This is a genomic window from Halomonas sp. 1513 (assembly GCA_001971685.1).
GTDB lineage: Bacteria > Pseudomonadota > Gammaproteobacteria > Pseudomonadales > Halomonadaceae > Franzmannia.
This window is the reverse complement of the sequence record CP019326.1, coordinates 1,130,321-1,152,051: the sequence shown is the minus strand read 5'-3', so window position 1 is coordinate 1,152,051 and position 21,731 is coordinate 1,130,321. Positions and strand designations below refer to the sequence as shown.

Genomic DNA, 21,731 nt, shown 5'->3' with positions numbered 1-21,731 from the left:
AATGTCATAGGCTCGGATGCTCGATCAGCTCGCGTAGTGCCGCGGTGGCGAAGGCGCCCCGCGGCAGCGCAAAACGCAGCGTCAGCGCGCCTGCATGGCGCTCGAGGCTGGGTTCGCCGAGCCGCACGCGCAGCGGCCGCCGCGCCATGCGCACCCCGGCACGCACCAGCCCCTCGGCCAGCGCCGGCTCGGCGGCGATCACCGCCTGCTCATGTGCCAGTGCCGCGGCGCTGGTCGCCGCATCACCGGTGCCCCACAGCGCCCCGCTGGGATGCACGTCGAGACGCGCGGCGCGCTCGAGCAGCTCGGCGTCTACCCTGGCGCTGGCAAACTGGCTGGCGCTGCCGTCGAGCACCAGCAGCTCGCCGTCCACCGGCGTGGCCCAGTCACCGGCGGCGATACGCCGCGCCAGCAGCTGGTTGAACAGATAGCTGCGTGCGGTGGAGAGCAGCATGCCCTCACGGTCGTCGCGCTTGCGCCAGCCCTTGGCCAGGATCGCCCGCGCCTTGGACAGGTTGCGGCCCGCCGGGCCGAAGCGCTGGGGGCCAAAATAGTTGGGCACGCCGGCGTCGATCAGCCGCCGCCAGCGCGCCTCGAGCCGCGGGTCGTCGACCACCGCGCCGCTCAGGCGCAAGGTGAAGCGGTTGGCACGGTGCACTCCGCGCTTGAGCTTGCGCGGGTGGCGCTGCTGCTCGAGCAGCACCAGCGGAGTGTCGGCCAGGCGCTCGGCGAGGTCGGCGGGCGCCTCTCGCCCAGGCAGGTGCACCGACAGCCACTGGCGGGTCACCGCCACGCGATCCTTCATCCCGGCATAGCCGATGTCGCGCTGCGTGACCTCGCAGGCCCGCGCCAGCCGACGCGCCACCTCCAGTGTACTGAGGTCTCGCTTCTCGACCCACAGCCAGAGGTGCTCACCCTGGCCTTCGGGGGTGAAATCGAGGCACTCCTCGACCACGAAATCTTCCGGCGCTGCACGATACTCGCCGGGCACAGGCGCGCCGAACTCGGCGTCGAGCACTCGCGGCCAGGCCGGCGGCCAGGACTCACTCATGGTCGCCAGCCGCCATCAACACCACCACCGCCTCGGCGGCAATGCCCTCGCCCCGGCCGGTGAAGCCGAGTCGCTCGGTGGTGGTGGCCTTGACGTTGACCGCGCCTGGCGCGACGCCGAGGTCGGCGGCGATATTGGCGGCCATGGCGGCGACATGCGGGGCCATCTTGGGCGCCTGGGCCATCAGCGTGGCGTCGAGATTGCCGACCCGATAGCCGGCCTCATGCACCATGCCCATCACCTGGCGCAGCAGTTCGCGGCTGTCGGCGCCGGCGAAGGCCGGGTCGGTGTCGGGAAAGTGACGGCCGATGTCGCCCAGCGCGCAGGCGCCGAGCAGCGCGTCGCTGATCGCGTGCAGCAGCACGTCGCCGTCGGAGTGGGCGACGAAGCCGTGGTCGAAGGGGATCCGCACCCCGCCGATGATCAGGGAGTCGCCCTCGCCGAAGCGGTGAACGTCGAAGCCGTGGCCGATACGCAGGGTCATGTCAGTGCCTTGTGCTGCGCCGCCTGGGCGGCGAGGATCTGCTCGGCCAGCGCCAGGTCGTCGGGATGGGTGATCTTGAGATTGTCGCGGCGCCCCGCCACCAGCCGTGGCGCGAGCCCCATGGCCTCCAGCGCCGAGGCCTCGTCGGTCGGCGCCACGCCGCGCGCTCGGGCCGCCGCGAGGGCATCGCAGAGCAGACCGTAGCGCGCGCCCTGGGGCGTCAGCGCGTGCCACAGCGCGTCGCGGGGCTCGGTACGCGCGACCCGGCCATCCGCCGCGGCGCGCTTCATGGTATCGGCCACCGGCACGGCCAGCAGCGCGCCGTGGGGCTCATCGATCAGCGCCGCCTGCAGGCGAGCCAAGTCGTCGACGCTCACACAGGGCCGCGCGGCGTCGTGTACCAGCACCGGGTCGTCATCGAGCGCCTCGGCGGCGATCGCGGCGAGCGCCGCGGCTACTGAGTCGGCCCGCTCGGCGCCGCCGCCGATGCGGCGCCAGTCGGCGAACGGCACCATGGCGGCATCGAAGTAGACATCGTCGCGGGCCAGGCACAGGCACAGCGTGGCCGTGGGGAAGGCGGCATGCAGCCGCGCCAGAGTCTGGGCCAGCACGGTGCTGCCGGCCAGCGGCAGATACTGCTTGGGGCAGTCGGCGGCCATGCGCCGCCCTACCCCAGCGGCCGGTACGATCAGCCACAGCCGGCTCATGGCACGGCCTCTTCGCCGGCCTGGGTGGCCGACTGCAGGGCACGCTGCTCAACGATGGCGCTCTCGGCCACGACACCCGGCACCCAGTAGAACTGCTCGTCGGCGCGGACCATGCCGATATCGCTGCGCCCGCGCTCCTCGATGGCATCGAGGCCGGTCTGCAGGTCGATGACCTCGGCGGCGAGCCGCGCATTGCGCGCGCGCAGCGGCACGTTCTGCGCCTCCAGCGCGTCGGCGCGCGCGCGAATATCGGCAAGCTCCGCCACGCCGCCGTCGCCGAACCACAGCTGGTACTGCAGCAGCGCAATCAGGCCGACCAGCACGATGGCGAGCCACTTGAGCATGGAGACATCCTGTCACGAAATAGTGGCCGGCATTATGCCACCAACGCCGCCGCTACCGCGACCCGCAAGCGCTGCTCAGTTGGGCATCTTGAACGGCAGCGACTGCGCAGCCTGAAGTCGGTAGGCCTCGACGTGACGCCGCTCGTCGTCGCAGAAGCGGGCCACCGCATCGCGCAGTCGCGGGTCGGCGATATGGTGCAGCGAGCGCAGCGCCACCGGCGCGAAGCCGCGACTCAACTTGTGCTCGCCCTGGGTGCCGGGATCGAAGCAGGTCAAGCCATGCTCCAGACAGTGCTCGATGCCCTGGTAGTAACAGGCCTCGAAGTGCAGGCAGTCGGCCACCACCTCGCTGCCCCAGTAGCGGCCATAGAGGGTACGCGACCCCTGCAGGCAGAGCGCAGCGGCCACCGGCTTGCCTGCGACCCGAGCCTGGATCAGCACCAGCGCCTCGGGCATGGTCTCGCGCAGCCGCTCGAAGAACGCGTGGGAGAGATAGGGCTGCTGGCCGCGCTCGAGGTAGGTGATGCAGTAGCAGCGGTAGAAGTGCGCCAGCGCCGCGGCGTCGATCTCTCGCCCGACCAGTCGCCGCAGGGTTATCCCCTGCTCGGCGACCAGCCGGCGCTCGCGGCGGATCGCCTTGCGCCGCTTGGTGGTCATGGCGGCGAGGAAGCCGTCGAAATCGCCGAAGCCGCGATCCTGCCATTGGAACTGCACACCGTGGCGCGTCAGCAGCGACGGCCAGGCGGCCTGCCAGGCCTCGACCTGGGTGAACTCGGCGAACAGCAGGTGCCAGCTGGAGCGCGGCTGGGCTTCGAGTGCCACGGCGAAGGCGCGCGCCGCAGACAACGGCTCGATTCCGTCAGCCAGCGCCATACGCGGCCCCGGCGCCGGGGTGAAGGGAATCGCCGACAGCCCCTTGGGGTAGTAGGCGCCGCCGGCCCGCTCCCAGGCGTCCGCCCAGGCCCAGTCGAAGACGTACTCACCGCGGGAGTGGTACTTGTCGTAGTGTGGCAGCGCCCCCACCAGTGCGTCGCCCTGCCACAGCGTCAGATGGCGCGGCACCCAGCCGCTGCCCTCTGTCACCGCACCGCTGGCTTCCAGCGCAGCGAGAAACTCATGGCGCAGGAACGGGTGATCATCGTCGACTAACGCATTCCAATCCGCCTGCGGCACGGCGCTCATCGCCGCCACTTCGCGCACCTGCAGCGTCGCTGCGGCGGGGGGAGGTTCGAGATGGGTCATGCGTGTCTCGCGTTGATGGCGTTCTCGCCCAGCATACTCCGCCGCCGCACAAACGCCACAGGGGCACCCGAAGGTGCCCCTGTGGCGAGCAGAAGTAGGACATCATGCCGTCGCAACCGCGCGAGCGGAGCCGTGAGTGCGCGATACGGCCGCGCCGGCATGATATCGCTACGCGGGGTGGATCAGCGCGCCGCGGCCATGGCCAGCGCGGTGTCCAGCATACGGTTGGAGAAGCCCCATTCGTTGTCGTACCAGGCCATCACCTTGACCAGCCGGCCATTGACGCGGGTGTGGTTGGCGTCGAAGGTCGAAGAGTGGGCGTCGTGATTGAAGTCGATGGAGACCAGCGGCTGGGCGTTGACCGCCAGCACCTTCGATCCCTCCGCCGCCTTGGCGACGATGGCGTTGATCTCTTCCTTGCTGGTATCGCGCCCGGCGTTGAACACCAGGTCGACCAGCGAGACGTTGATCACCGGCACGCGCACCGCCAGGCCGTCGAACTTGCCGGCCAGCTCCGGCAGCACCAGGCCCACCGCGGCGGCGGCACCGGTCTTGGTGGGGATCATCGAATGGGTGGCACTGCGCGCCCGGTAGGGGTCGCTGTGGTAAACATCCGACAGGTTCTGGTCGTTGGTGTAGGCGTGCACCGTGGTCATCAGGCCGTTCTCGATACCCACCGCATCGTTGAGCGCCTTGGCCACCGGCGCCAGGCAGTTGGTGGTGCAGGAAGCGTTGGAGACCACCTTGTGCTCGGCGGTCAGCACGTCCTCGTTGACACCGAACACCACGGTAGCGTCGGCATCCGGGCTCGGCGCCGAGATCAGTACTCGACCGGCACCGGCCGCGAGGTGTTTGGCGGCGGCATCGCGCTTGGTGAACAGCCCGGTGCACTCCATGACCAGGTCGACCTCGAGGCGCTGCCACGGCAGCTGCGCCGGGTCCCGCTCGGAGAGAATCTGGATGCGATCCCCGTCGATGCTCAGGCTCTCTTCATCATGCTCGACGGCGAAAGGAAAATGACCGTGAACGGTGTCATGCTTGAGCAGATGAGCGTTGAGCGACGGGTCGCCCAGGTCGTTGATGGCAACCACCTGGACCTGCTGGCGAAAGCCGTTTTCGTAAAGCGCGCGAACCACGTTGCGGCCGATACGGCCGAATCCGTTGATGGCGATACGTAACGTCATGGCGGCATCCTCGTGCGTTCTGTCGGTAGCAGCTGTTATCCGCTGTCTGTTTGAGTGTAAAAACGTCTTCCTGGAACTATCCTACGTCTGAAAGCTAATTTGGCCCAAAGGATGACGACATTCAAGGCATTTTTTTGCTAAATTTACCAACATTGCCACCACCCACCGTCTAACGAGGTTGCCCATGGCCACCACAGCGCCGTCTCTCAATGCCACGGTCCAGCGTGTCACCACCCGAATCCGCGAGCGCTCGGCGGAGCGTCGTGCCCTCTACGAACAGCGCATGGCCGACCAGCATCGGCGTGGCGTGCATCGCGGTGAACTGTCGTGCGGTAACCTGGCTCACGGCTTCGCCGCCTGCGGCGCCCAGGACAAGGATCAGCTCAAGCTGATGAACAGCGCCAACCTGGGCATCATCTCGTCCTACAACGATATGCTCTCGGCCCACCAGCCGCTCGAAGCCTTCCCCGAGACCATCAAGGCCGCGGCGAGGGCCATGGGCTCCACCGCCCAGTTTGCCGGCGGCGTACCGGCGATGTGCGACGGCGTGACCCAGGGCCAGCCGGGCATGGAACTGTCGCTGTTCTCCCGCGACGTGATCGCCATGGCCACCGCCGTGGGGCTGTCCCACAACATGTTCGACGCCGCGCTCTACCTCGGGGTATGTGACAAGATCGTGCCGGGCCTGTTCATCGGCGCGGCGCGCTTCGGCCACCTGCCGGCGATGTTCGTGCCTGCAGGTCCCATGCCCAGCGGCCTGCCCAACAAGGAGAAGGCGCGTGTGCGCCAGCTGTTCGCCGAGGGCAAGGTGGGCCGCGAGGAGCTGCTCGAGGCCGAGTCGGAGTCCTACCATAGCCCCGGCACCTGTACCTTCTATGGCACCGCCAACTCAAACCAGCTGATGATGGAAATGATGGGTCTGCACCTGCCGGGCACCTCCTTCGTCAATCCCGGCACCGAGATGCGCGAGGCGCTGACCCGCTTCGCCACCGAACAGGCGATCCGCAACAGCGAACCCGGCGGCGAGTATCGGCCGTTCTACAAGCAGATCGACGAACGTGCCATCGTCAACGCCATCGTCGGCCTGCTGGCCTCCGGCGGCTCGACCAACCACACCCTGCACCTGGTGGCGATGGCCGCCGCGGCAGGCATCACCATCGACTGGAACGACTTCACCGAGCTCTCCGCCGTCACGCCGAGTCTGATGCAGGTCTATCCCAACGGCCAGGCCGATATCAATCACTTCCAGGCCGCTGGCGGTATGAGCCTGCTGTTCCGCGAGCTGCTCGGCGCCGGCCTGATTCATCACGACATCCCCACGGTGTTCGGCACCGACCTCAGCGCCTACACCAAGGAGCCGTTCCTCGAGAACGGCAAGCTGACCTGGCGCGAAGGCCCGGAGCAGAGCCTCGACAGCGAGGTGCTGGCCTCGGTGGCCAAGCCGTTCGCCGCCACCGGCGGGCTCACCGTGCTCGACGGCAACCTGGGCCGCGGCGTGATCAAGATCTCCGCGGTCAAGCCCGAGCATCGTCTGGTCGAGGCGCCGATCAAGATCTTCGAGGATCAGAACGACCTCAAGGGCGCCTTCGAGGCCGGCGAACTCGACCGCGACGTGATCGCCGTGGTGCGTTTCCAGGGCCCCAAGGCCAACGGCATGCCCGAACTGCACAAGCTGACCCCCTACCTGGGCGTGCTGCAGGACCGCGGCTATAAAGTGGCACTGGTCACCGACGGGCGCATGTCGGGTGCCTCGGGCAAGGTGCCGGCGGCCATTCACATGAGCCCCGAGGCCCTCGATGGCGGCCCGCTGGCCAAGCTGCGCGACGGCGACATCGTGCGCCTGGATGCCGATGCCGGCACCCTCGAGGTCAAGCTCGCCGCCGGCGAGTGGGCCAACCGCGAACGCCGCATCGGCGATCTCGATCACTATCACGTGGGCCTCGGCCGCGAGCTGTTCGGTGGCTTCCGCCACCTGGCGATGCGCGCAGAAGAAGGCGCCGGGGTGTTCGGCGGCTTCGAGGCCGACGACCTGGCGCGTCAGGTCGATCAGATTCACGAAGAGGATGCCTGAGCCATGCCGCGACCGGCCTCGATCCGACCCGCGCTGATCGGCGATATCGGCGGCACCAACGCCCGCTTCGCCCTGGTCACCCCCGGCGCCGTCGAGCCCCAGCATATTCTCAGCCTGCCCTGCGCCGACTATGCGGGGCTGGTGGAAGCGGTGCGCGACTACCTGGCACGGGTCGAGCACTCGGGCGAGCTGGCGCCCCGCGAGGCGTGCCTGGCGTTCGCCTGCCCGGTGCACGGCGAGCGCATCCGCATGACCAACAACCACTGGGACTTCGCCAAGCAAGAGGTGCAGGCAGCGCTGTACCTGTCGCTGTTCAAGACGCTCAACGACTTCACCGCCCAGGCCCTCGGCGTGCCTCATGTCGGCGACGATGAGCTGGTCAGCGTCACCCCGGGCCACGCCGATGCCAGGGCCACGCGACTGGTGATCGGCCCCGGCACCGGGCTTGGCGTGGCCGGGCTGGTGCCCGGACGCCAGGCCTGGATTCCGCTGCCCGGCGAGGGCGGTCACGTGACCTTCGCCCCCAGCGACGAGCGCGAGCAGAACCTGCTGCGCTATTTCCGCAATCGCTACGGCCGCGTGTCGGTGGAGCGCATCCTCAGCGGCCAGGGGCTGGCCGACCTCTACGCCGCGCACTGCTCGCTGAAGGGCGCCACGCCGCGCTACGGCACTGCCGCCGAGGTGACCGCGGCGGCCGACCAGGGCGACCCCGTGGCCGCGGATACCGTCAAGCGCTTCCTCAAGATCCTCGGCGACGTGTGCGGCGATGCCGCCCTGACCCTGGGCGCGCGCGGCGGCGTCTATCTGTGCGGCGGGATCATTCCACGCCTGCTCGACTGGCTGCCGCGCAGCCGCTTCGCCGAGGCCTTTGCCGACAAAGGCCGCATGAGTCCCTACAATGCCGAGATTCCGGTGCGGGTCGTCACCGCACCGTGGACCGGCTTGCTGGGCGCCGCCGAAGCCCTGCACAATCAAGAAGTCGAGTAACTCGACAGAGGAGGTCGAATGATTCCCGAGTCGCTGCGCACGCTGCTCGACGCTACCCGCGGCCAGCGCCGCACCGAGTGGGCCGGTCGCGAGGTGTGGCTGGCCAATGAGTCCTGGGGCCAGCTTGCCGTCTCGCTGCAGGGCGCTCAGGTGTTACATTTTCAACCGTCGCCCGACGCCGCGACAGCCGAAGACTCTGGCCGCGCCGACGATGACGGCTGGCTATGGGTAACGCCCACGCCCCAGACGCTGCCCGGGGCGATTCGCGGCGGGATTCCGCTGTGCTGGCCGTGGTTTGCCGATGAGCACACCGCCGACGAGTCGCCGGACCGCTCGGGGCCGATGCACGGCCCGGCACGCAAGGCCGACTGGACGCTGGAGGCCGTCGACGAGCACGACGGCGGCGTCGAGCTGCACCTGTCCCCGGCCACCCGGCTGCACAGCCAGCTGGTGCCGCGGGCGGTGATCCAGGCCAACGCCCAGCGCCTGCACGTCGAGTTGATCACCGAGCATCTTGGCGAGACGCCGATCAAGTTCAGCGCCGCCCTGCACAGCTATCTCGGCGTCGACGAGGTTCGCCAGTGCCGCATCGAGGGGCTGGCCGGCGCCCGCTATCTGGACAAGCTGGCCGGCTTTGCCGAGTGCGAACAGCAGGGCGAGCTTGGCGTGCGCGGGCCGCTGGACCGCATCTATCACTCCAACCGCGAGGTGCTGCTCGACGACGGCCGCCGCCGCCTGAATATCGCCAAGCAGGGCAGCGACTCCACGGTGGTCTGGCATCCCGGCACCGCCCTGCCCGATGACACCCCCATTGATGCCGGCCGCCACTTCCTGTGCATCGAGGCCGCCTGCACGCGCCTCGACCCGGTATGGCTGGTGCCCGGCGCCCAGCACCTGCTGGGCACCACCCTGAGCCTGGAGACGCAGTCATGAACGCCAGCGACGCCCCCCGCATCGACGCCCCCTTCCTGCTCGGCATGATGCGCCTGCACGAGCGCGAGGAGCTGCATGCCCCCGAGCGGCTGGCCGACTGGATCGAGGCGCGCCTCGACCAGGGCCTGGACTGGTTCGACCATGCCGACATCTACGGCGACCGCCGCGCCGAGACGCTGTTCGGCGACGCGCTGCGCGCTCGCCCGAGCCTGGCGGCGCGGGTCAAGGTGGTCACCAAGGCCGGCATCGTCACCCCCGGCCGCGATCCCTCCAGCTACGGCGTCAAGCACTACGACAGCTCGCCGGCCTACCTCAATGCCGCCATCGATGCCGCACTGGCACGCCTGGGGGTGGCGCGCCTCGACCACTTCCTGCTGCATCGGCCCGACCCGCTGATGGACGTCGAGGCGACCGCCGGCGCGCTGGATGATGCCATCGATGCCGGCAAGCTCGGCGCAGTGGGCGTCTCCAACTTCCTGCCCGAGCAGTGGCGCCGCCTGCAGGGCGCCATGCGCCATCGCCTGACCTGCCATCAGCTGCAGCTGTCGCTGGCCCACCCAGAGCCGCTGTTCGACGGCCTGTTCGACGCCCTGACCCGCGACGGGCTTCGCCCCCTCGCCTGGTCGCCGCTGGGCGGCGGCGTGGTGTTCGAGGACGTGCTCGGCGAGTGCCTGTCGCGGCTCTCGCCGCAGTTCGAGACCAGCGCCGCCGGCCTGGCCCTGGCCTGGCTGCGCGCCCTGCCCGGCTCACCGGTGCCGGTGATCGGCACCCTGCGCGGCGAACGCATCGAGGAGCTCAGGGCCGGCGCCAGGCTCACCCTGGAGCGCAGCACCTGGTACGCCCTGCTCGAGGAGGCGCGCAGCGAGCGAGTCGCCTAGGCGACTCGCAGCAAGAGCGCCCAGTGCCACGCCGAAGATGACACGATTCACTTGACTCAATATGGCCAGGCTGCCGATGGCGCATCGAGGCCACCTACAATAACAGGAGACACGCATGTTCCAACTGACCCGCAGTGTGACGTGGCAGGCCCTCGAGCGGCTGCACCAGCAAACCCGCGACGAGCGCATCCGCGACTATTTCCGCGCCGACCCGCAGCGCTTCGAGAAGATGAGCCTGCGGGTCGGCGGCCTGTTTCTCGACTACTCCAAGCACCAGGTCTCCGACCAGGTCCTCGCCAAGCTGCTCGAACTGGCCGACCACTCGGCGCTGGTCCAGCGCCGCGCGCAGATGTTCTCCGGCGATATCATCAACGTCACCGAAGACCGCCCGGTGCTGCACACCGCGCTGCGCCACCTCGGCGACAGCCCGGTGTTCGTCGACGGCCAGGACGTGATGCCCGAGATCCAGCGCACCCGCGAGCAGATCAAGCGCTTCTCCGAGGAGGTGCGCAGCGGCGAGTGGAAGGGCTATAGCGGCAAGCGCATCAAGGACGTGGTCAATATCGGCATCGGCGGTTCGGATCTCGGCCCCAACATGGCCTGTCGGGCGCTGCTCAAGTATCGCCACCCGGAGCTCAGCTTCCACTTCGTTTCCAACGTCGACGGCACGCATATCCAGAAGGTGCTCAGCCGCCTCGACCCGGCCACCACCCTGTTCATCGTCTCGACCAAGACCTTCTCCACCCAGGAGACGCTGCTCAACGCCAAGAGCGCACGCCGCTGGTTCCTCGACAATGCCGGCGAAGACGCCGACGTCGGCGCCCACTTCATCGCCGCCTCCACCAACCGCCGCGCGGCCATGGCGTTCGGCATCCGCGAGGAGAACGTCTTCGAGTTCTGGGCCTGGGTCGGCGGGCGCTACTCGATGTGGTCCTCCATCGGCCTGCCCATCGCGCTGTCGATCGGCTTCGAGGGTTTCATGGAGCTGCTCGAGGGCGCCCATGAGATGGACCGCCACTTCATCGAGGCGCCGTTTGCCGAGAACATGCCGGTGCTGATGGCGCTGATCGGCATCTGGTACATCAACTTCGTCGGCGCCGAGACCCAGGCCGTGGTGCCCTATGACCAGGCCCTGCATCAGTTGCCGTCGTTCCTGCAGCAGCTCGACATGGAGTCCAACGGCAAGTCGGTGGACATCTTCGGCCATCCGGTCAACTACAAGACCGGGCCGATCGTCTGGGGCCAGACCGGCTCCAACGGCCAGCACGCCTTCTTCCAGCTGCTCCACCAGGGCACCCGCTACGTGCCCATCGACTTCATCGCGTCGCTCAAGCCCGAGCCCGGCTTCGAGGACCACCACTTCGCGCTGTTGACCAACATGCTGGCCCAGGCCAATGCCTTCATGGAGGGCAGCCAGGGCGACAACCAGGAGCACGGCCAGCACGACCCCTACAGCTGCCCCGGCAACCGCCCATCGAGCACGCTGCTGCTGGATGAGCTGACGCCCAAGAATCTCGGTGCGCTGATCGCGCTCTACGAGCACAAGGTGTTCGTCCAGGGGGTGATCTGGAACATCAACTCCTTCGATCAGTGGGGCGTGCAGCTCGGCAAGCGCATCGCCGGCGAGATCAGCGAACGCATCGACACCAACGCCAGCGACTTCGACGCCTCGACCCAGGGCCTGCTGCAGCTGGTGCGCGGCCACTTCCCTCTTCACGCCGCCAACGACAAGGCCAAACCCAAGGCCAAAGGCAAGGGTGGCAAGCAGGAGACCTCCTCATGATGCCGGTCATCGCCTTCGGCGAAGCGCTCGTCGACATGCTCTCCAGCCGCCTCGGCGACGCCGGGGACGGCACCGCCGAGACCTTCACCCCCTACGCCGGCGGCGCCCCGGCCAACGTCGCGGTCGCCTGCGCGCGGCTCGGCGTGCCCAGCCGCTTCCTGGGCATGCTCGGCGACGACTACTTCGGCGACTTCCTGGCCAGTGAACTCGCCGCCCACGGCGTCGATACCCGCGGCGTGGTGCGCACCCGCGAGGCGCGCACGGCGCTGGCCTTCGTCTCTCGCGATGCCGCGGGGGAGCGAACCTTCGACTTCTACCGCCCGCCCGCCGCCGACCTGCTCTACCGCCTCGAGCACCTGCCGGCGGGGGTCTTCGCCGAGCCGGCCATCGTGCATGTCTGCACCAACAGCCTCACCGAACCCGAGATCGCCGACACTACCCTGGCCATGGCCGAGATGGCGGCCAAGTCCGGTTCGCTGGTCAGCGTCGATGCCAATTTGCGTCACAATCTGTGGGATGCAGGCAGTGCCGACATCAGCCTGGTCACCCAGCTGCTCGACTGCGCCCAGTTGATCAAGCTGTCACGCGACGAGCTCGACTACCTGCGTGCCGACCACCCCGCCGACGCTTGGATCAATGAGCGCCTGGCCCGCGGGGTCAGGCTGGCGGTGATCACCGATGGTCCTGGCAAGGTCGAGGCATTCGGCGCCGGCCAGCACCTCGAGGTAACGCCGCCCAGCGTTCGGGCAGTGGATACCACCGCCGGCGGCGACGCCTTCATCGGCGGCCTGCTGGCGATGCTCGCCGAGACAGCGGGCGACGACTGGTGGCACGACGCCGCGCGCCTTACCGGCTATCTGGAGGTAGCGTGCCGCTGCGGCGCCCATGCGGTGACGCGTCCCGGCGCCTATGCCGCGCTGCCGACCCGCGCCGATCTCGAGGCGCTGCGCGGGTAAGCGTCTCCGGCATGACCGCCGGCGCGGTCAAGGGCTGAGCCTGGCGCGAGCGGCTGCGGGTTGCCAGCGGGATAAAGAATTGCCGTAAACTGTCGATATCTCCTATGGACGCCGCACACCTCGGCGTCCCGGTTGGCCGAATCCCAGCGGCCGGCCGGGAGAGTCGACAGGAGAGCCCATGCGCCCGCCCGAACATCCCAAAGACGAAGCGCTGCGGCTGGCGGCCCTGCACGACCTTGCACTGCTCGACACGCCAGCAGACGAGGGCTTCGACAGCCTCACCGACCTGGCCCGCGACCTGTTCAATGTGCCCATCGCCCTGATATCGCTGGTCGACGAGCACCGCCAGTGGTTCAAGTCGTGCAGCGGGCTTGGCAGCCGTGAAACGCCCCGCGACATCTCGTTCTGCGGCCATGCGGTAGCGGCCAATGCACCGCTGATTATCGAAGATACCCTCGCGCACCCCGATTTCGCCGATAACCCTCTGGTCACCGGCCCCCCCTTCATTCGCTTCTATGCCGGCTTCCCGCTGCGCCCCATCGACGGCCATGTGGTCGGCACCCTGTGCCTGATCGACACCCGGCCGCGCGGTCTCGACTTGGCCCAGCAGCGCCGCATGGCACGCCTCGCCACCCAGGCCGAGGAACTGCTGCGACTTCACCGCCTGCGCCAGCAGGAGAGCGACGAGCAGCGTCGCAGCGAGAAGCTCTCGGGCTTGCTGAGCTCGATTCTGCAGGGCAGCCGCGATCCCATCTATGCCCGCGACAGCCACGGCCGCTACCTGATCGCCAACCTGGCCTGCTACCAGCTGCTGGGCATCACCGTCGACGAGTACCGCGCGCTGGTGGAATCGCTGACGCCGGAGCAGCGCGCCGATTTCGATATTGCCGACTACCTGCCCCGAGAGGTGGTGGACAAGCTGCGCAGCGCCGATGACAGGGTGCTGGCCGAGAACGCCACCCAGCGGATCGTTCTGCCGCCCATCAGCGGCCGCCGCTTCAAGATCACCAAGTCGCCGCTGCAGGACGATCAAGGGCAGCCAATCGGGGTGGTCAGCGTCGCCCACGATATCACCGAGTCCCACCGCCAGGCCGCGCTGCTCAAGGTGCTGCACCAGGGGATCACCGACTATCAGGCGCTGATCTCCGGCGACCGTCTGTGGACATTCCTGATGGAGGCGCTGCGCGAGCTGACCGACAGCGACTATGCGCTGATCGGCGAGGTGCTGCCCAAACGCGAGGCGCCGGCACTCAAGATCCACGCCATCACCGACCTGTCGTGGAGCGATGAGTCACGGCTGCTGATGGAGAAACTGCGCACCGGCGACATGCTGCTGACCAATCCCGACAGCCTGCTGGGCCGGGTGTTTGCCTACGGCGAGACCGTACTCACCAACGACCTGCCGCAGCATCCGCATCGCGGCGGCTTCCCCCCCGGGCACCCGCCGCTTTACAACTATCTCGGGGTACCCATTCTCGAGGGAGACAAGGTGATCGGCATGTACGCCATCTCCAACGGTCGCAGCGACTACGACCAGCAGATACTGGAGCGGCTGCAGCCCTTCACCGCTACCTGCTCGCTGCTGATCAACCTCTATCGCCACACCCGCGAACTCTCCGAGGCGCGCGACCAGGCCGAACGCGCCAACCGCGCCAAGAGCGATTTCCTGTCGTCGATGAGCCATGAACTGCGCACCCCGCTGAATGCCATCATCGGCTTCGCCCAGCTGCTCGCCAACGGCCGCAAGTCGCCGCTCGGCGAGCGCCAGCTGCGCCAGGTCCAGCAGATCCAGAAGAGCGGCAACCATCTGCTCAGCCTGATCAACGAGGTCCTCGACCTGGCCAAGGTCGAGGCCGGCCACCTGCACCTGTCACTCGAAGAGATTCTGCTCGACGACGTCATCCGGGACGCCACCGACACCCTCGACGCCTCGGCCGGCGCCGCCGGCATCATCCTCGCCCCCATACCGTCAAACGACGCCTCGGCCGTCTATGCCGACTACACCCGGGTCAAGCAGGTGCTGCTCAACCTGATCTCCAACGCTATCAAGTACAACCACCCTGGCGGCCAGGTGCATGTTCATACCGAGCCGCGCGGCGAGCGCATGCGCGTCGTGGTCAGCGATACCGGAATGGGGGTCGCCAGCGAGCGCCAAAACGAGCTGTTCGAACCGTTCAACCGCCTGGATGCCGAAGACTCGGCCATCGAAGGCACCGGCATCGGCCTGGCCCTGACCAAGGAACTGGTCGAGCGCATGGCGGGCAGCATAGGCGTCGAGAGTGAGCTCGGTGAGGGCAGCCGCTTCTGGTTCGAGCTGCCCGTCAGTGGCGCCACACCCAGCGCTGCCTCGCCCGATGCAGAGGCCGATCTAGAGCCCCCGCTCGGCGCACGGCGGCGGGTGCTATATATCGAAGACAATCCGGCCAATCAGCGCCTGATGGCCGATGTCTTTCACGAGCGACCGGATCTGGAGCTGGTGACCGCGCCTTCGGCCGAAATCGGCCTCGAGATGACCCGCGGTCAGCCACCGGCGTTGATCCTGATGGACATCGACCTGCCGGGAATGAGCGGGCTGGAGGCGTATTGTCTTCTGCAGCAACATGCCGCCACCCGTGATATTCCGGTGGTGGCGGTCTCGGCCAACGCCCTGGCCTCGGATATTCGCCGCGCCCTGCGTGCCGGGTTTGCCGCCTACTTGACCAAGCCACTCGACCTCGCTCAGCTCAGCGACGAGATCGCCCGGCAGCTCAATGGCAGCGCTGCCGAGAACCGTCAGGAATAGCCGATTCATGAACGTAGAGAACAAGCGCCTGCTGGTCGTCGACGACAACCCCATCAACGTCGAGATGCTGCTCGACCTGCTCGACGACCACGGCTTCGACAACCTCGAGGGGCTCACCGACCCGCGCCAGGTGCTGGCCAGCTGCGAGGCCTGCAAGCCCGACCTGATCCTGCTCGATATTCGCATGCCTTACCTCAACGGCCACACGGTCATCGAGCAGCTGCAACAGGCCTACGGCGAGCATGCTCCCGCGGTGATCGTGCTGACCGCTCAGGTCGACCACGAGACCCGCTACCGCGCCCTGGGCCTCGGGGTACGCGACTTCCTGACCAAGCCCTTCCAGCATGACGAGGTGCTGCAGCGCATACGCAACATCCTCTCCGTGCAGCATCGCTTCGAGGTCCGCGACAAGCAGGCCGAAGTCCTCGAGCGACTGGTCGCCAAGCGCACCCAGGCACTCGAGCAGCAGTCGCGCACCGACCCCATCACCCAGTTGCCCAACCGTCGCGGCCTGCTGCAGGTACTGCGCGACAGCGCCATTGCCCGCCACTCGGTGGGGCTGCTGTTCATCGGCCTCGAGGGGCTCGACGACATCATTCGCCTGCACGGCTATGCCACCTCCGAGGCCTTCTTGCGCCAGGTGGGACGACGCCTGGAGGCACTGCTCGCCAGTCACCAGCACATCGGCCTGTGGGGTGGTAGCGAACTGCTGGTGATCGACCGGGCGCCGTCCTCGGAAGCGGCGCTGAATGGCCTGGCCAGGCGCCTGCTGGCGCTGCTCGATGCCGACCTCGCTCTCGACGAGCTGCTGCTGAGGGTGGAGGCGCGTATCGGCATCAGCTATTCCAGCGAGCACATCACCGATCCCGAGCGCCTGGTGCAGATGGCCGCGCTGGCCCTGCCCAACCCACCAGGACCGCGTATCCGCAGCCACAGCCCAGCACTGGAGAGCTCCCAGCTACAGCGCCTGCGACTGCAGCAGGCGCTCAAAGGTGCGGCGCAGCGTGGCGAACTGCAGCTCCTCTATCAGCCCAAGATCGACCTGGCCAGCGGCCGGCCGCTGGGCGCCGAGGCGCTGCTGCGCTGGCATCACCCCGAGCTGGGACCGATCTCTCCTGCCGAGTTCATCCCACTGGCCGAAGCCAGCGGCGACATCCTCGCCATCGGCGACTGGGTGATCGACGAGGCGATGCGCCAGGCGGTGGCCTGGCAGCAGTTGCCCTGCGCCGACGGTGACATAGAGATTGCCGTCAATATCGCCGCGCGCCAGCTTGGCCGGCGTGACTTCGCCGAGCGCCTGCTGAACCGCTTCGAGCAACTCGAGCTCCCCACGCGGCGGCTGAGCCTCGAAGTCACCGAGTCCGGCCTGATGCTCGACGTCGGACTGGCTAGGCGCTTGCTCACCCGGCTGGCCAAGGCCGGCATCAAGGTCGCCATCGACGACTTCGGCACCGGCTATTCATCGCTGGCCTATCTCAAGACGCTGCCCGTCGCCACGCTCAAGATCGATCGGGCCTTCATCCACGACCTGATGAACAGCGCCGAGGACCGCAACCTGGTGACCAGCGTGATCGCCATGGCCCACGGCTTCGGCTGCGACGTGGTGGCGGAGGGCGTCGAGACCGTCGAACAAGCCACCATGCTGGCCAGGATGGGCTGCGAGGGCGCCCAGGGGTATTATTTCGCTGGTCCGCTTCCCGCAGAGGAATTCGCTGACTGGTATTGTGGTCAACAAGACAACCAAGCGTTACTGCAACGTTGACTAGCCCGCATTGCCCGCAGCAAGCGCTTGGCCGAGCATCATTGGCCAATCAGCGACGGATACTGGTATGCAAGCTCTCGGGCCCAGAATCAAGCAACTACGACTCGAGGCCGGCCTCAACAAGGCCGCGCTGGCGAGACTGGTCGGCGTGTCCGATGTCACTATTTCCTACTGGGAGTCGGGCGCCATCAAGCAGATTGGTCATGAGCGCCTGGTCGCGCTGGCCAACGCCTTCGGCTGCCCGCTGGACGAACTGCTCAGCGAGCGCTCCCCCGAGACGGCCCAGGTCTTTACCCTGACCACGACGCCGCCGGCGCCCTGGCAGCCTTACCCACGCCAGCACGTCACCCTGCCGACGCAACTGCTCGGTGATGCGCACCTGGGCACGGAATGTTTTCTGGTAACACCCGGCGAGGGCGAACAGATCGAGTTCCTGGCCCCAGGCGATTTGGCCGCCATTACACCGCTGGCGACCTTTCAGCGACCGGGTCTCTACCTGATCGAGCATCAGCAACAGCTGTTGATACGCCAGCTCCAGCAAGGCTCGACCGGCGAGCTACTGCTGCTGCGCGACGGCGAGCCCCTCGACGAGGCTGCCACCGCGGATGCCAGCCTGCGCCTTTACGGCAAGATTCAAGCCCGCTGGCGGCTAGGCGCCGCCTGATCGGGACAACGCACTGCCCGGCGGCTAGCTGCCGTCGATATAGCGAATGCTGCGCTGATCGCCCAGCTCCACCTGTGAACGATAGCGCACCTCATTGCCCAGGCCGTGATTGGCCTCCCGAACCAATTCCCCCTCGAGATGTTCGCCGCGCTCACCGATGAACTCGCGCACCGCTGCAGGCTGTACGTTGGCCGGCGGCATATTGACTTCAATCAGGTACATGCCGTCGGGTAAACCGCTACCGGGGCCAAATGGACCCGCCTCAAAGCCGCCCTCACCATCGACATTGGCACTGTTGCGCCAGCGCACCCGACTGGATTCACGCTCCACCACCACCTGAAGCTGCGTTCCCTCGGGGAGATTGGTCGTGCCGCTGACCTGCATCTGGCGGCGATTATCCAGACGCGCATCGGTCTCGATCAGCACTTCCTCCTCCATTACGGCTGCCGCGGGGGCCGCCTCGGTCTCCTCGACCGCAGTGGTCTCCTCCGCAGTCGCCTGCTCCTCTACCTCGGACTCGCCGATGTCATGATCACCATCACTGCCACATCCCAGCAGTGCGAGCACCATCAGTACCAATCCCGTTACCTGAACAGCCCGCTGCAGCGTCATGCGTTACCTCCCACTGTACATCCTGTCCAAACCCTACCACCTGTCGACCGCGGGGCACATCGCCCAGCTCAGATATCGCTGAATTGGATAGCTGGGCAGAGGCCAGGTTCAGCCCGTCATCTTTCAACCCGCCAAAAAAAAGCCCCCGGGGAGGGGGCTAGCAACGGACTTACTCTGTCGAGAGATGCAGACGGGAGCTGCATCGTGGCAGGAGCGGCCCCAGACGGGGAGAGTGAGCCGCTCGCGCCACAAGGTGTGACCCATGTGTCACGCAATTAAATCTATACGACACATGTACAATAATCAAGCTCTGTACATGAGATTTTTCCCACGCGCCGGTTTATAGCCCTTTCCCCCTCTCGGGCTACTGCCCTTCTGTCAGACAACACAAGCCAAATGGTAAACTGATGTATTCGTTTGCCACGTGCTGAATACCGATGCCCAAGCTCGACCGAACCTTCTCTGTTGCGCCGATGATGGACTGGACGACCCGCGACTACCGCGCTTTCGCGCGCACGCTGACGCGCCGTGCGCTGCTATATACCGAGATGGTCACCACTGGGGCGCTGATCCACGGCAGCCCGCGGGAGCGCTTTCTCGGCTATGACGAGGTAGAACATCCGCTGGCACTGCAGCTCGGCGGTAGCGACCCGATTGAGCTGGCGGAGTGCGCGGCGATGGCCGAGGCGTGGGGCTACGACGAGGTCAATCTCAACGTCGGCTGCCCCAGCGATCGGGTGCAGAACAACCTGATCGGCGCCTGCCTGATGGGGCATCCGCACAAGGTGGCGGCGGCGATCAAGGCGATGCAGGCGGCGGTGTCGATCCCGGTCACCGTCAAGTGCCGGATCGGCATCGACGACCAGGACGAGGACGCCGATCTGGCGCGCTTCATTGACACGGTAGCGGATGCCGGCTGCGAGGTGTTCATCGTCCACGCGCGCAAGGCGTGGCTGCAGGGGCTCTCGCCCAAGGAGAACCGCGACGTGCCGCCGCTCAACTACCCGCGGGTGCAGCGCCTCAAGCAGCAGCACCCCGCGCTGCATATCGGCATCAACGGCGGCATCAAGACGCTGGATGAGTGCCGCGAGCACCTGGCGCGGGTCGACAGCGTGATGGTCGGCCGCGAGGCGTACCAGAATCCCTGGCTGCTGGCCGGCGTGGACGCGGCGCTCTACGGCGAGCCCGGGCCGGCCACCAGCCGCCACGCCGCGGCGCGGGCCTTCCGCCCCTATATCGCTCGGCGGCTGGAGGAAGGCGCCAAGCTCAACCACATCACCCGCCACCTGCTCGGGCTATTCCAGGGGCAGCCGGGGGGGCGCCGCTTTCGCCGCCACCTCTCCGAACATGGACACCTCGACGGCGCCTGCCTGCGAGTGTTCGATGACGCCCTGAGCCTGGTGCCCGAACGAGCCCCGCTCAGCGCCTGATCGGCGCTCCTCTCACTTGGCGGGATCCGGCTGCGGGTCGTAGTCCGACTGGAACGACTCCACCGCGCTCTCGGCTTCCTCGATGGCGTCGAAGCGCGCGATGTGGAACAGCGCCTCACCCTCGTTGGCCAGCGGCAGATTGCTCATGCCGATCACGATGCCGTCGGCCACCGCCACCACCTCGCCCTCGGCGTTGCCGAAGGGGTCGGCTACCAGGCCCAGCACCTCGCCCCTGGCGACGCGTGCACCGAGCCGCACCCGCGGCCGCAGGATGCCGTCGATGGGCGCCCGCGCCCAGCTCGAGCCGTTGGCGACTTCAGCGGACGGAGGCGTGCGCCGGCGGTGCTCGCCGGTGAGCATGCCGATGCGCCGCATTACGCGCAGCACGCCGCGCACCCCGGGGCCGATGGCCCACTCGTCGAAGCGCAGCGCCTCGCCGGCTTCGTAGGTGAGTACCGGTACGCCGCGATTCTGGGCATAGTGGCGCAGGCTGCCCTCGCGCAGCTCGGCGTTGAGGATCACCGGTGCGCCGAATGCCTCTGCCATGGTCTCGGTCTCGGGATGGGTCTTCAACTGGGCGCGGATCTGCGGCAGGTTGGTGCGGTGAATCGCCCCGGTGTGCAGGTCAATGATGTGGCTGGCGTGGTCGACGATCTGCTCGCGGAACAGCGCCGCCACGCGGCCGCCCAGCGAGCCCGACTCGCTGCCCGGAAAGCAGCGATTGAGGTCGCGCCGGTCGGGCAGGTAGCGGCTGTGCTGGACGAAGCCGAAGACATTGACGATCGGCGCGGCGATCAGGGTGCCGCGCAGCCCCTGGAGCTGCTTGGAGCGCAGCAGGCGGCGCACGATCTCGACGCCGTTGATCTCATCGCCGTGAATGCCGCCGCATACCAGCAGCACCGGTCCGGCCTGGCGCCCGTGGACTACCTCGACGGGGATATGCAGCGGGGCATGGGTGTAGAGCCTGGCCACCGGCACATCGATCTGGAGCCGGGCGCCGGGCGCGATGCGGGTGCCGGCGAGTTCGAAGGGGGCGCGAGCCATGCGCATGTCCTTGTGCGGAGAAACGATGCGGCCTGTTATACCGCGCCGCGTCGTACTTGGCGAGCCGGGCGATCAAGACTCGATAACTATACAGTCACGAATGTAAGTATGCTCGCATTACGGTACAATGCGGCCATGACCGTAACCGCTGCGAGAACGCCACCCCATGGCCAGACGAACCAAAGCCGAGGCAGAAGCCACCCGTGAAGCCCTGCTGGACGCCGCCGAGGAGGTGTTCTTCGACAACGGCGTGGCGCGCACCTCGCTGGAGCAGATCGCCCGCCACGCCGGGATGACCCGCGGCGCCCTCTACTGGCACTTCAAGAACAAGGCCGACCTGTTCATGGCGCTGATCGAGCGCGTGCGCATGCCATTCGAGGAGCTGGTCGATACCCTGCACCACCCGCACCTGCTCGACGACCCGCTGGAAGCGCTGCGCGTGGCCTTTGACAACGGCTTCATCAGGCTCGAGCAGCCCAGCAGCCACCGGGTCCACGCCATCCTGCTGCATCGCTGCGAATTCTTCAGCGACATCAATCCGCTGGAGATGCAGGACCGCCTGGCCGAGGAGTGTCACGTCGAGATATGCCAACAGCTGCGGCGCGCCCATGAGCTCGGCCAGCTGCGCGACGACCTCTCCCCCGAGACCGCCGCCCGCATGCTCCAGGCGACCCTCGGCGGACTCTTCCACGACTGGCTGCGCGGCCCCGAGCGCTACTCGATCCGCGAGCGCGGCGAGGAGCTGCTGGGCAGCCTGCTGCATATGATGCGCCGCTGACGCTGCACTCCCAACCTGCCAACAACTAGTGGGCCGCCC

The 21,731-nt window shown here is 67.5% G+C and carries 19 protein-coding genes; 11 read left to right on the top strand and 8 right to left on the bottom strand.

Annotation, left to right across the window (positions count from 1 at the left end):
- Positions 1-4: 4 nt before the first annotated feature.
- The 6 genes from BWR19_05310 to BWR19_05285 form a co-directional block, all read right to left on the bottom strand.
- Positions 5-1,051 carry a tRNA pseudouridine(13) synthase TruD gene (locus BWR19_05310; protein ID APX92403.1) on the bottom strand — a complete coding sequence of 349 codons (1,047 nt, stop codon included), beginning with the start codon at positions 1,049-1,051 and terminating at the stop codon, positions 5-7.
- Positions 1,044-1,529: a 2-C-methyl-D-erythritol 2,4-cyclodiphosphate synthase gene (locus BWR19_05305; GenBank protein APX94908.1), complete on the bottom strand. Its 486-nt coding sequence runs from the start codon at positions 1,527-1,529 to the stop codon at positions 1,044-1,046. Before BWR19_05305 ends, BWR19_05310 begins: the two co-directional genes overlap by 8 nt.
- A gap of 2 nt (positions 1,530-1,531) precedes the next feature.
- Entirely contained in the window at positions 1,532-2,242 is a 711-nt protein-coding gene (locus BWR19_05300; protein APX92402.1) for a 2-C-methyl-D-erythritol 4-phosphate cytidylyltransferase, read from the bottom strand.
- Positions 2,239-2,586, bottom strand: coding sequence for a cell division protein FtsB (locus BWR19_05295; protein ID APX92401.1), 348 nt, complete (start codon positions 2,584-2,586; stop codon positions 2,239-2,241). The genes BWR19_05300 and BWR19_05295 overlap by 4 nt, the downstream gene beginning before the upstream one ends.
- Before the next feature lie 75 nt (positions 2,587-2,661).
- A complete protein-coding gene (locus tag BWR19_05290; GenBank protein ID APX92400.1) occupies positions 2,662-3,828 on the bottom strand; it encodes a GNAT family N-acetyltransferase in 1,167 nt (388 codons plus the stop codon).
- Between the two features lie 182 nt (positions 3,829-4,010).
- Positions 4,011-5,012 (bottom strand): type I glyceraldehyde-3-phosphate dehydrogenase, encoded by a 1,002-nt coding sequence (locus BWR19_05285; GenBank protein ID APX92399.1) that lies wholly within the window; start codon positions 5,010-5,012, stop codon positions 4,011-4,013.
- A 178-nt stretch (positions 5,013-5,190) separates the two neighbouring features.
- Here BWR19_05285 and BWR19_05280 point away from each other — a divergent pair, with 178 nt between their 5' ends.
- The 9 genes from BWR19_05280 (at position 5,191) to BWR19_05240 (ending at position 17,828) form a co-directional block, all read left to right on the top strand.
- Positions 5,191-7,083, top strand: a complete 1,893-nt coding sequence (locus BWR19_05280; GenBank protein ID APX92398.1) for a phosphogluconate dehydratase — start codon at positions 5,191-5,193, stop codon at positions 7,081-7,083.
- A 21-nt stretch (positions 7,084-7,104) separates the two neighbouring features.
- Positions 7,105-8,070 (top strand): glucokinase, encoded by a 966-nt coding sequence (locus tag BWR19_05275; protein APX94907.1) that lies wholly within the window; start codon positions 7,105-7,107, stop codon positions 8,068-8,070.
- Between the two features lie 18 nt (positions 8,071-8,088).
- Positions 8,089-9,003 carry a D-hexose-6-phosphate mutarotase gene (locus BWR19_05270; GenBank protein APX92397.1) on the top strand — a complete coding sequence of 305 codons (915 nt, stop codon included), beginning with the start codon at positions 8,089-8,091 and terminating at the stop codon, positions 9,001-9,003.
- Positions 9,000-9,881: an aldo/keto reductase gene (locus BWR19_05265; protein ID APX92396.1), complete on the top strand. Its 882-nt coding sequence runs from the start codon at positions 9,000-9,002 to the stop codon at positions 9,879-9,881. The genes BWR19_05270 and BWR19_05265 overlap by 4 nt, the downstream gene beginning before the upstream one ends.
- A 115-nt stretch (positions 9,882-9,996) precedes the next feature.
- Positions 9,997-11,664 (top strand): glucose-6-phosphate isomerase, encoded by a 1,668-nt coding sequence (locus BWR19_05260; protein APX92395.1) that lies wholly within the window; start codon positions 9,997-9,999, stop codon positions 11,662-11,664.
- Positions 11,661-12,620, top strand: coding sequence for a carbohydrate kinase (locus BWR19_05255; GenBank protein ID APX92394.1), 960 nt, complete (start codon positions 11,661-11,663; stop codon positions 12,618-12,620). Before BWR19_05260 ends, BWR19_05255 begins: the two co-directional genes overlap by 4 nt.
- A gap of 178 nt (positions 12,621-12,798) precedes the next feature.
- Positions 12,799-15,402 carry a hypothetical protein gene (locus BWR19_05250; GenBank protein APX92393.1) on the top strand — a complete coding sequence of 868 codons (2,604 nt, stop codon included), beginning with the start codon at positions 12,799-12,801 and terminating at the stop codon, positions 15,400-15,402.
- Positions 15,403-15,409: 7 nt separating this feature from the next.
- Positions 15,410-17,164, top strand: a complete 1,755-nt coding sequence (locus BWR19_05245; GenBank protein ID APX92392.1) for a GGDEF domain-containing response regulator — start codon at positions 15,410-15,412, stop codon at positions 17,162-17,164.
- Between the two features lie 67 nt (positions 17,165-17,231).
- Positions 17,232-17,828, top strand: a complete 597-nt coding sequence (locus BWR19_05240) for a hypothetical protein (GenBank protein APX92391.1) — start codon at positions 17,232-17,234, stop codon at positions 17,826-17,828.
- Positions 17,829-17,852: 24 nt separating this feature from the next.
- Here BWR19_05240 and BWR19_05235 read toward each other — a convergent pair whose 3' ends face one another.
- Positions 17,853-18,440 carry a hypothetical protein gene (locus tag BWR19_05235; protein ID APX92390.1) on the bottom strand — a complete coding sequence of 196 codons (588 nt, stop codon included), beginning with the start codon at positions 18,438-18,440 and terminating at the stop codon, positions 17,853-17,855.
- 437 nt (positions 18,441-18,877) lie between these two features.
- Here BWR19_05235 and BWR19_05230 point away from each other — a divergent pair, with 437 nt between their 5' ends.
- Positions 18,878-19,870: a tRNA dihydrouridine(20/20a) synthase DusA gene (locus tag BWR19_05230; protein ID APX92389.1), complete on the top strand. Its 993-nt coding sequence runs from the start codon at positions 18,878-18,880 to the stop codon at positions 19,868-19,870.
- A gap of 12 nt (positions 19,871-19,882) precedes the next feature.
- On the opposite strand, the gene BWR19_05225 is transcribed toward BWR19_05230, so the two are convergent.
- On the bottom strand, positions 19,883-20,914 hold the full coding sequence (locus BWR19_05225) for a succinylglutamate desuccinylase (protein ID APX92388.1): 1,032 nt from the start codon (positions 20,912-20,914) through the stop codon (positions 19,883-19,885).
- 166 nt (positions 20,915-21,080) lie between these two features.
- Between BWR19_05225 and BWR19_05220 the strand changes: the two genes are divergently transcribed.
- The gene (locus BWR19_05220; GenBank protein ID APX92387.1) at positions 21,081-21,692 is read left to right on the top strand and encodes a TetR family transcriptional regulator; all 612 of its coding nucleotides are present in this window, start codon (positions 21,081-21,083) and stop codon (positions 21,690-21,692) included.
- The last annotated feature ends 39 nt before the right edge of the window (positions 21,693-21,731 follow it).

Coding starts and splice junctions, on each gene's coding strand:
- BWR19_05285 (APX92399.1), bottom strand. CDS start 5,012: ATGACGTTACGTATCGCCATCAACGGATTCGGCCGTATCGGCCGCAAC.
- BWR19_05295 (APX92401.1), bottom strand. CDS start 2,586: ATGCTCAAGTGGCTCGCCATCGTGCTGGTCGGCCTGATTGCGCTGCTG.
- BWR19_05265 (APX92396.1), top strand. CDS start 9,000: ATGAACGCCAGCGACGCCCCCCGCATCGACGCCCCCTTCCTGCTCGGC.
- BWR19_05230 (APX92389.1), top strand. CDS start 18,878: ATGCCCAAGCTCGACCGAACCTTCTCTGTTGCGCCGATGATGGACTGG.
- BWR19_05290 (APX92400.1), bottom strand. CDS start 3,828: ATGACCCATCTCGAACCTCCCCCCGCCGCAGCGACGCTGCAGGTGCGC.
- BWR19_05260 (APX92395.1), top strand. CDS start 9,997: ATGTTCCAACTGACCCGCAGTGTGACGTGGCAGGCCCTCGAGCGGCTG.
- BWR19_05310 (APX92403.1), bottom strand. CDS start 1,051: ATGAGTGAGTCCTGGCCGCCGGCCTGGCCGCGAGTGCTCGACGCCGAG.
- BWR19_05235 (APX92390.1), bottom strand. CDS start 18,440: ATGACGCTGCAGCGGGCTGTTCAGGTAACGGGATTGGTACTGATGGTG.
- BWR19_05225 (APX92388.1), bottom strand. CDS start 20,914: ATGGCTCGCGCCCCCTTCGAACTCGCCGGCACCCGCATCGCGCCCGGC.
- BWR19_05300 (APX92402.1), bottom strand. CDS start 2,242: ATGAGCCGGCTGTGGCTGATCGTACCGGCCGCTGGGGTAGGGCGGCGC.
- BWR19_05220 (APX92387.1), top strand. CDS start 21,081: ATGGCCAGACGAACCAAAGCCGAGGCAGAAGCCACCCGTGAAGCCCTG.
- BWR19_05250 (APX92393.1), top strand. CDS start 12,799: ATGCGCCCGCCCGAACATCCCAAAGACGAAGCGCTGCGGCTGGCGGCC.
- BWR19_05270 (APX92397.1), top strand. CDS start 8,089: ATGATTCCCGAGTCGCTGCGCACGCTGCTCGACGCTACCCGCGGCCAG.
- BWR19_05240 (APX92391.1), top strand. CDS start 17,232: ATGCAAGCTCTCGGGCCCAGAATCAAGCAACTACGACTCGAGGCCGGC.
- BWR19_05245 (APX92392.1), top strand. CDS start 15,410: ATGAACGTAGAGAACAAGCGCCTGCTGGTCGTCGACGACAACCCCATC.
- BWR19_05255 (APX92394.1), top strand. CDS start 11,661: ATGATGCCGGTCATCGCCTTCGGCGAAGCGCTCGTCGACATGCTCTCC.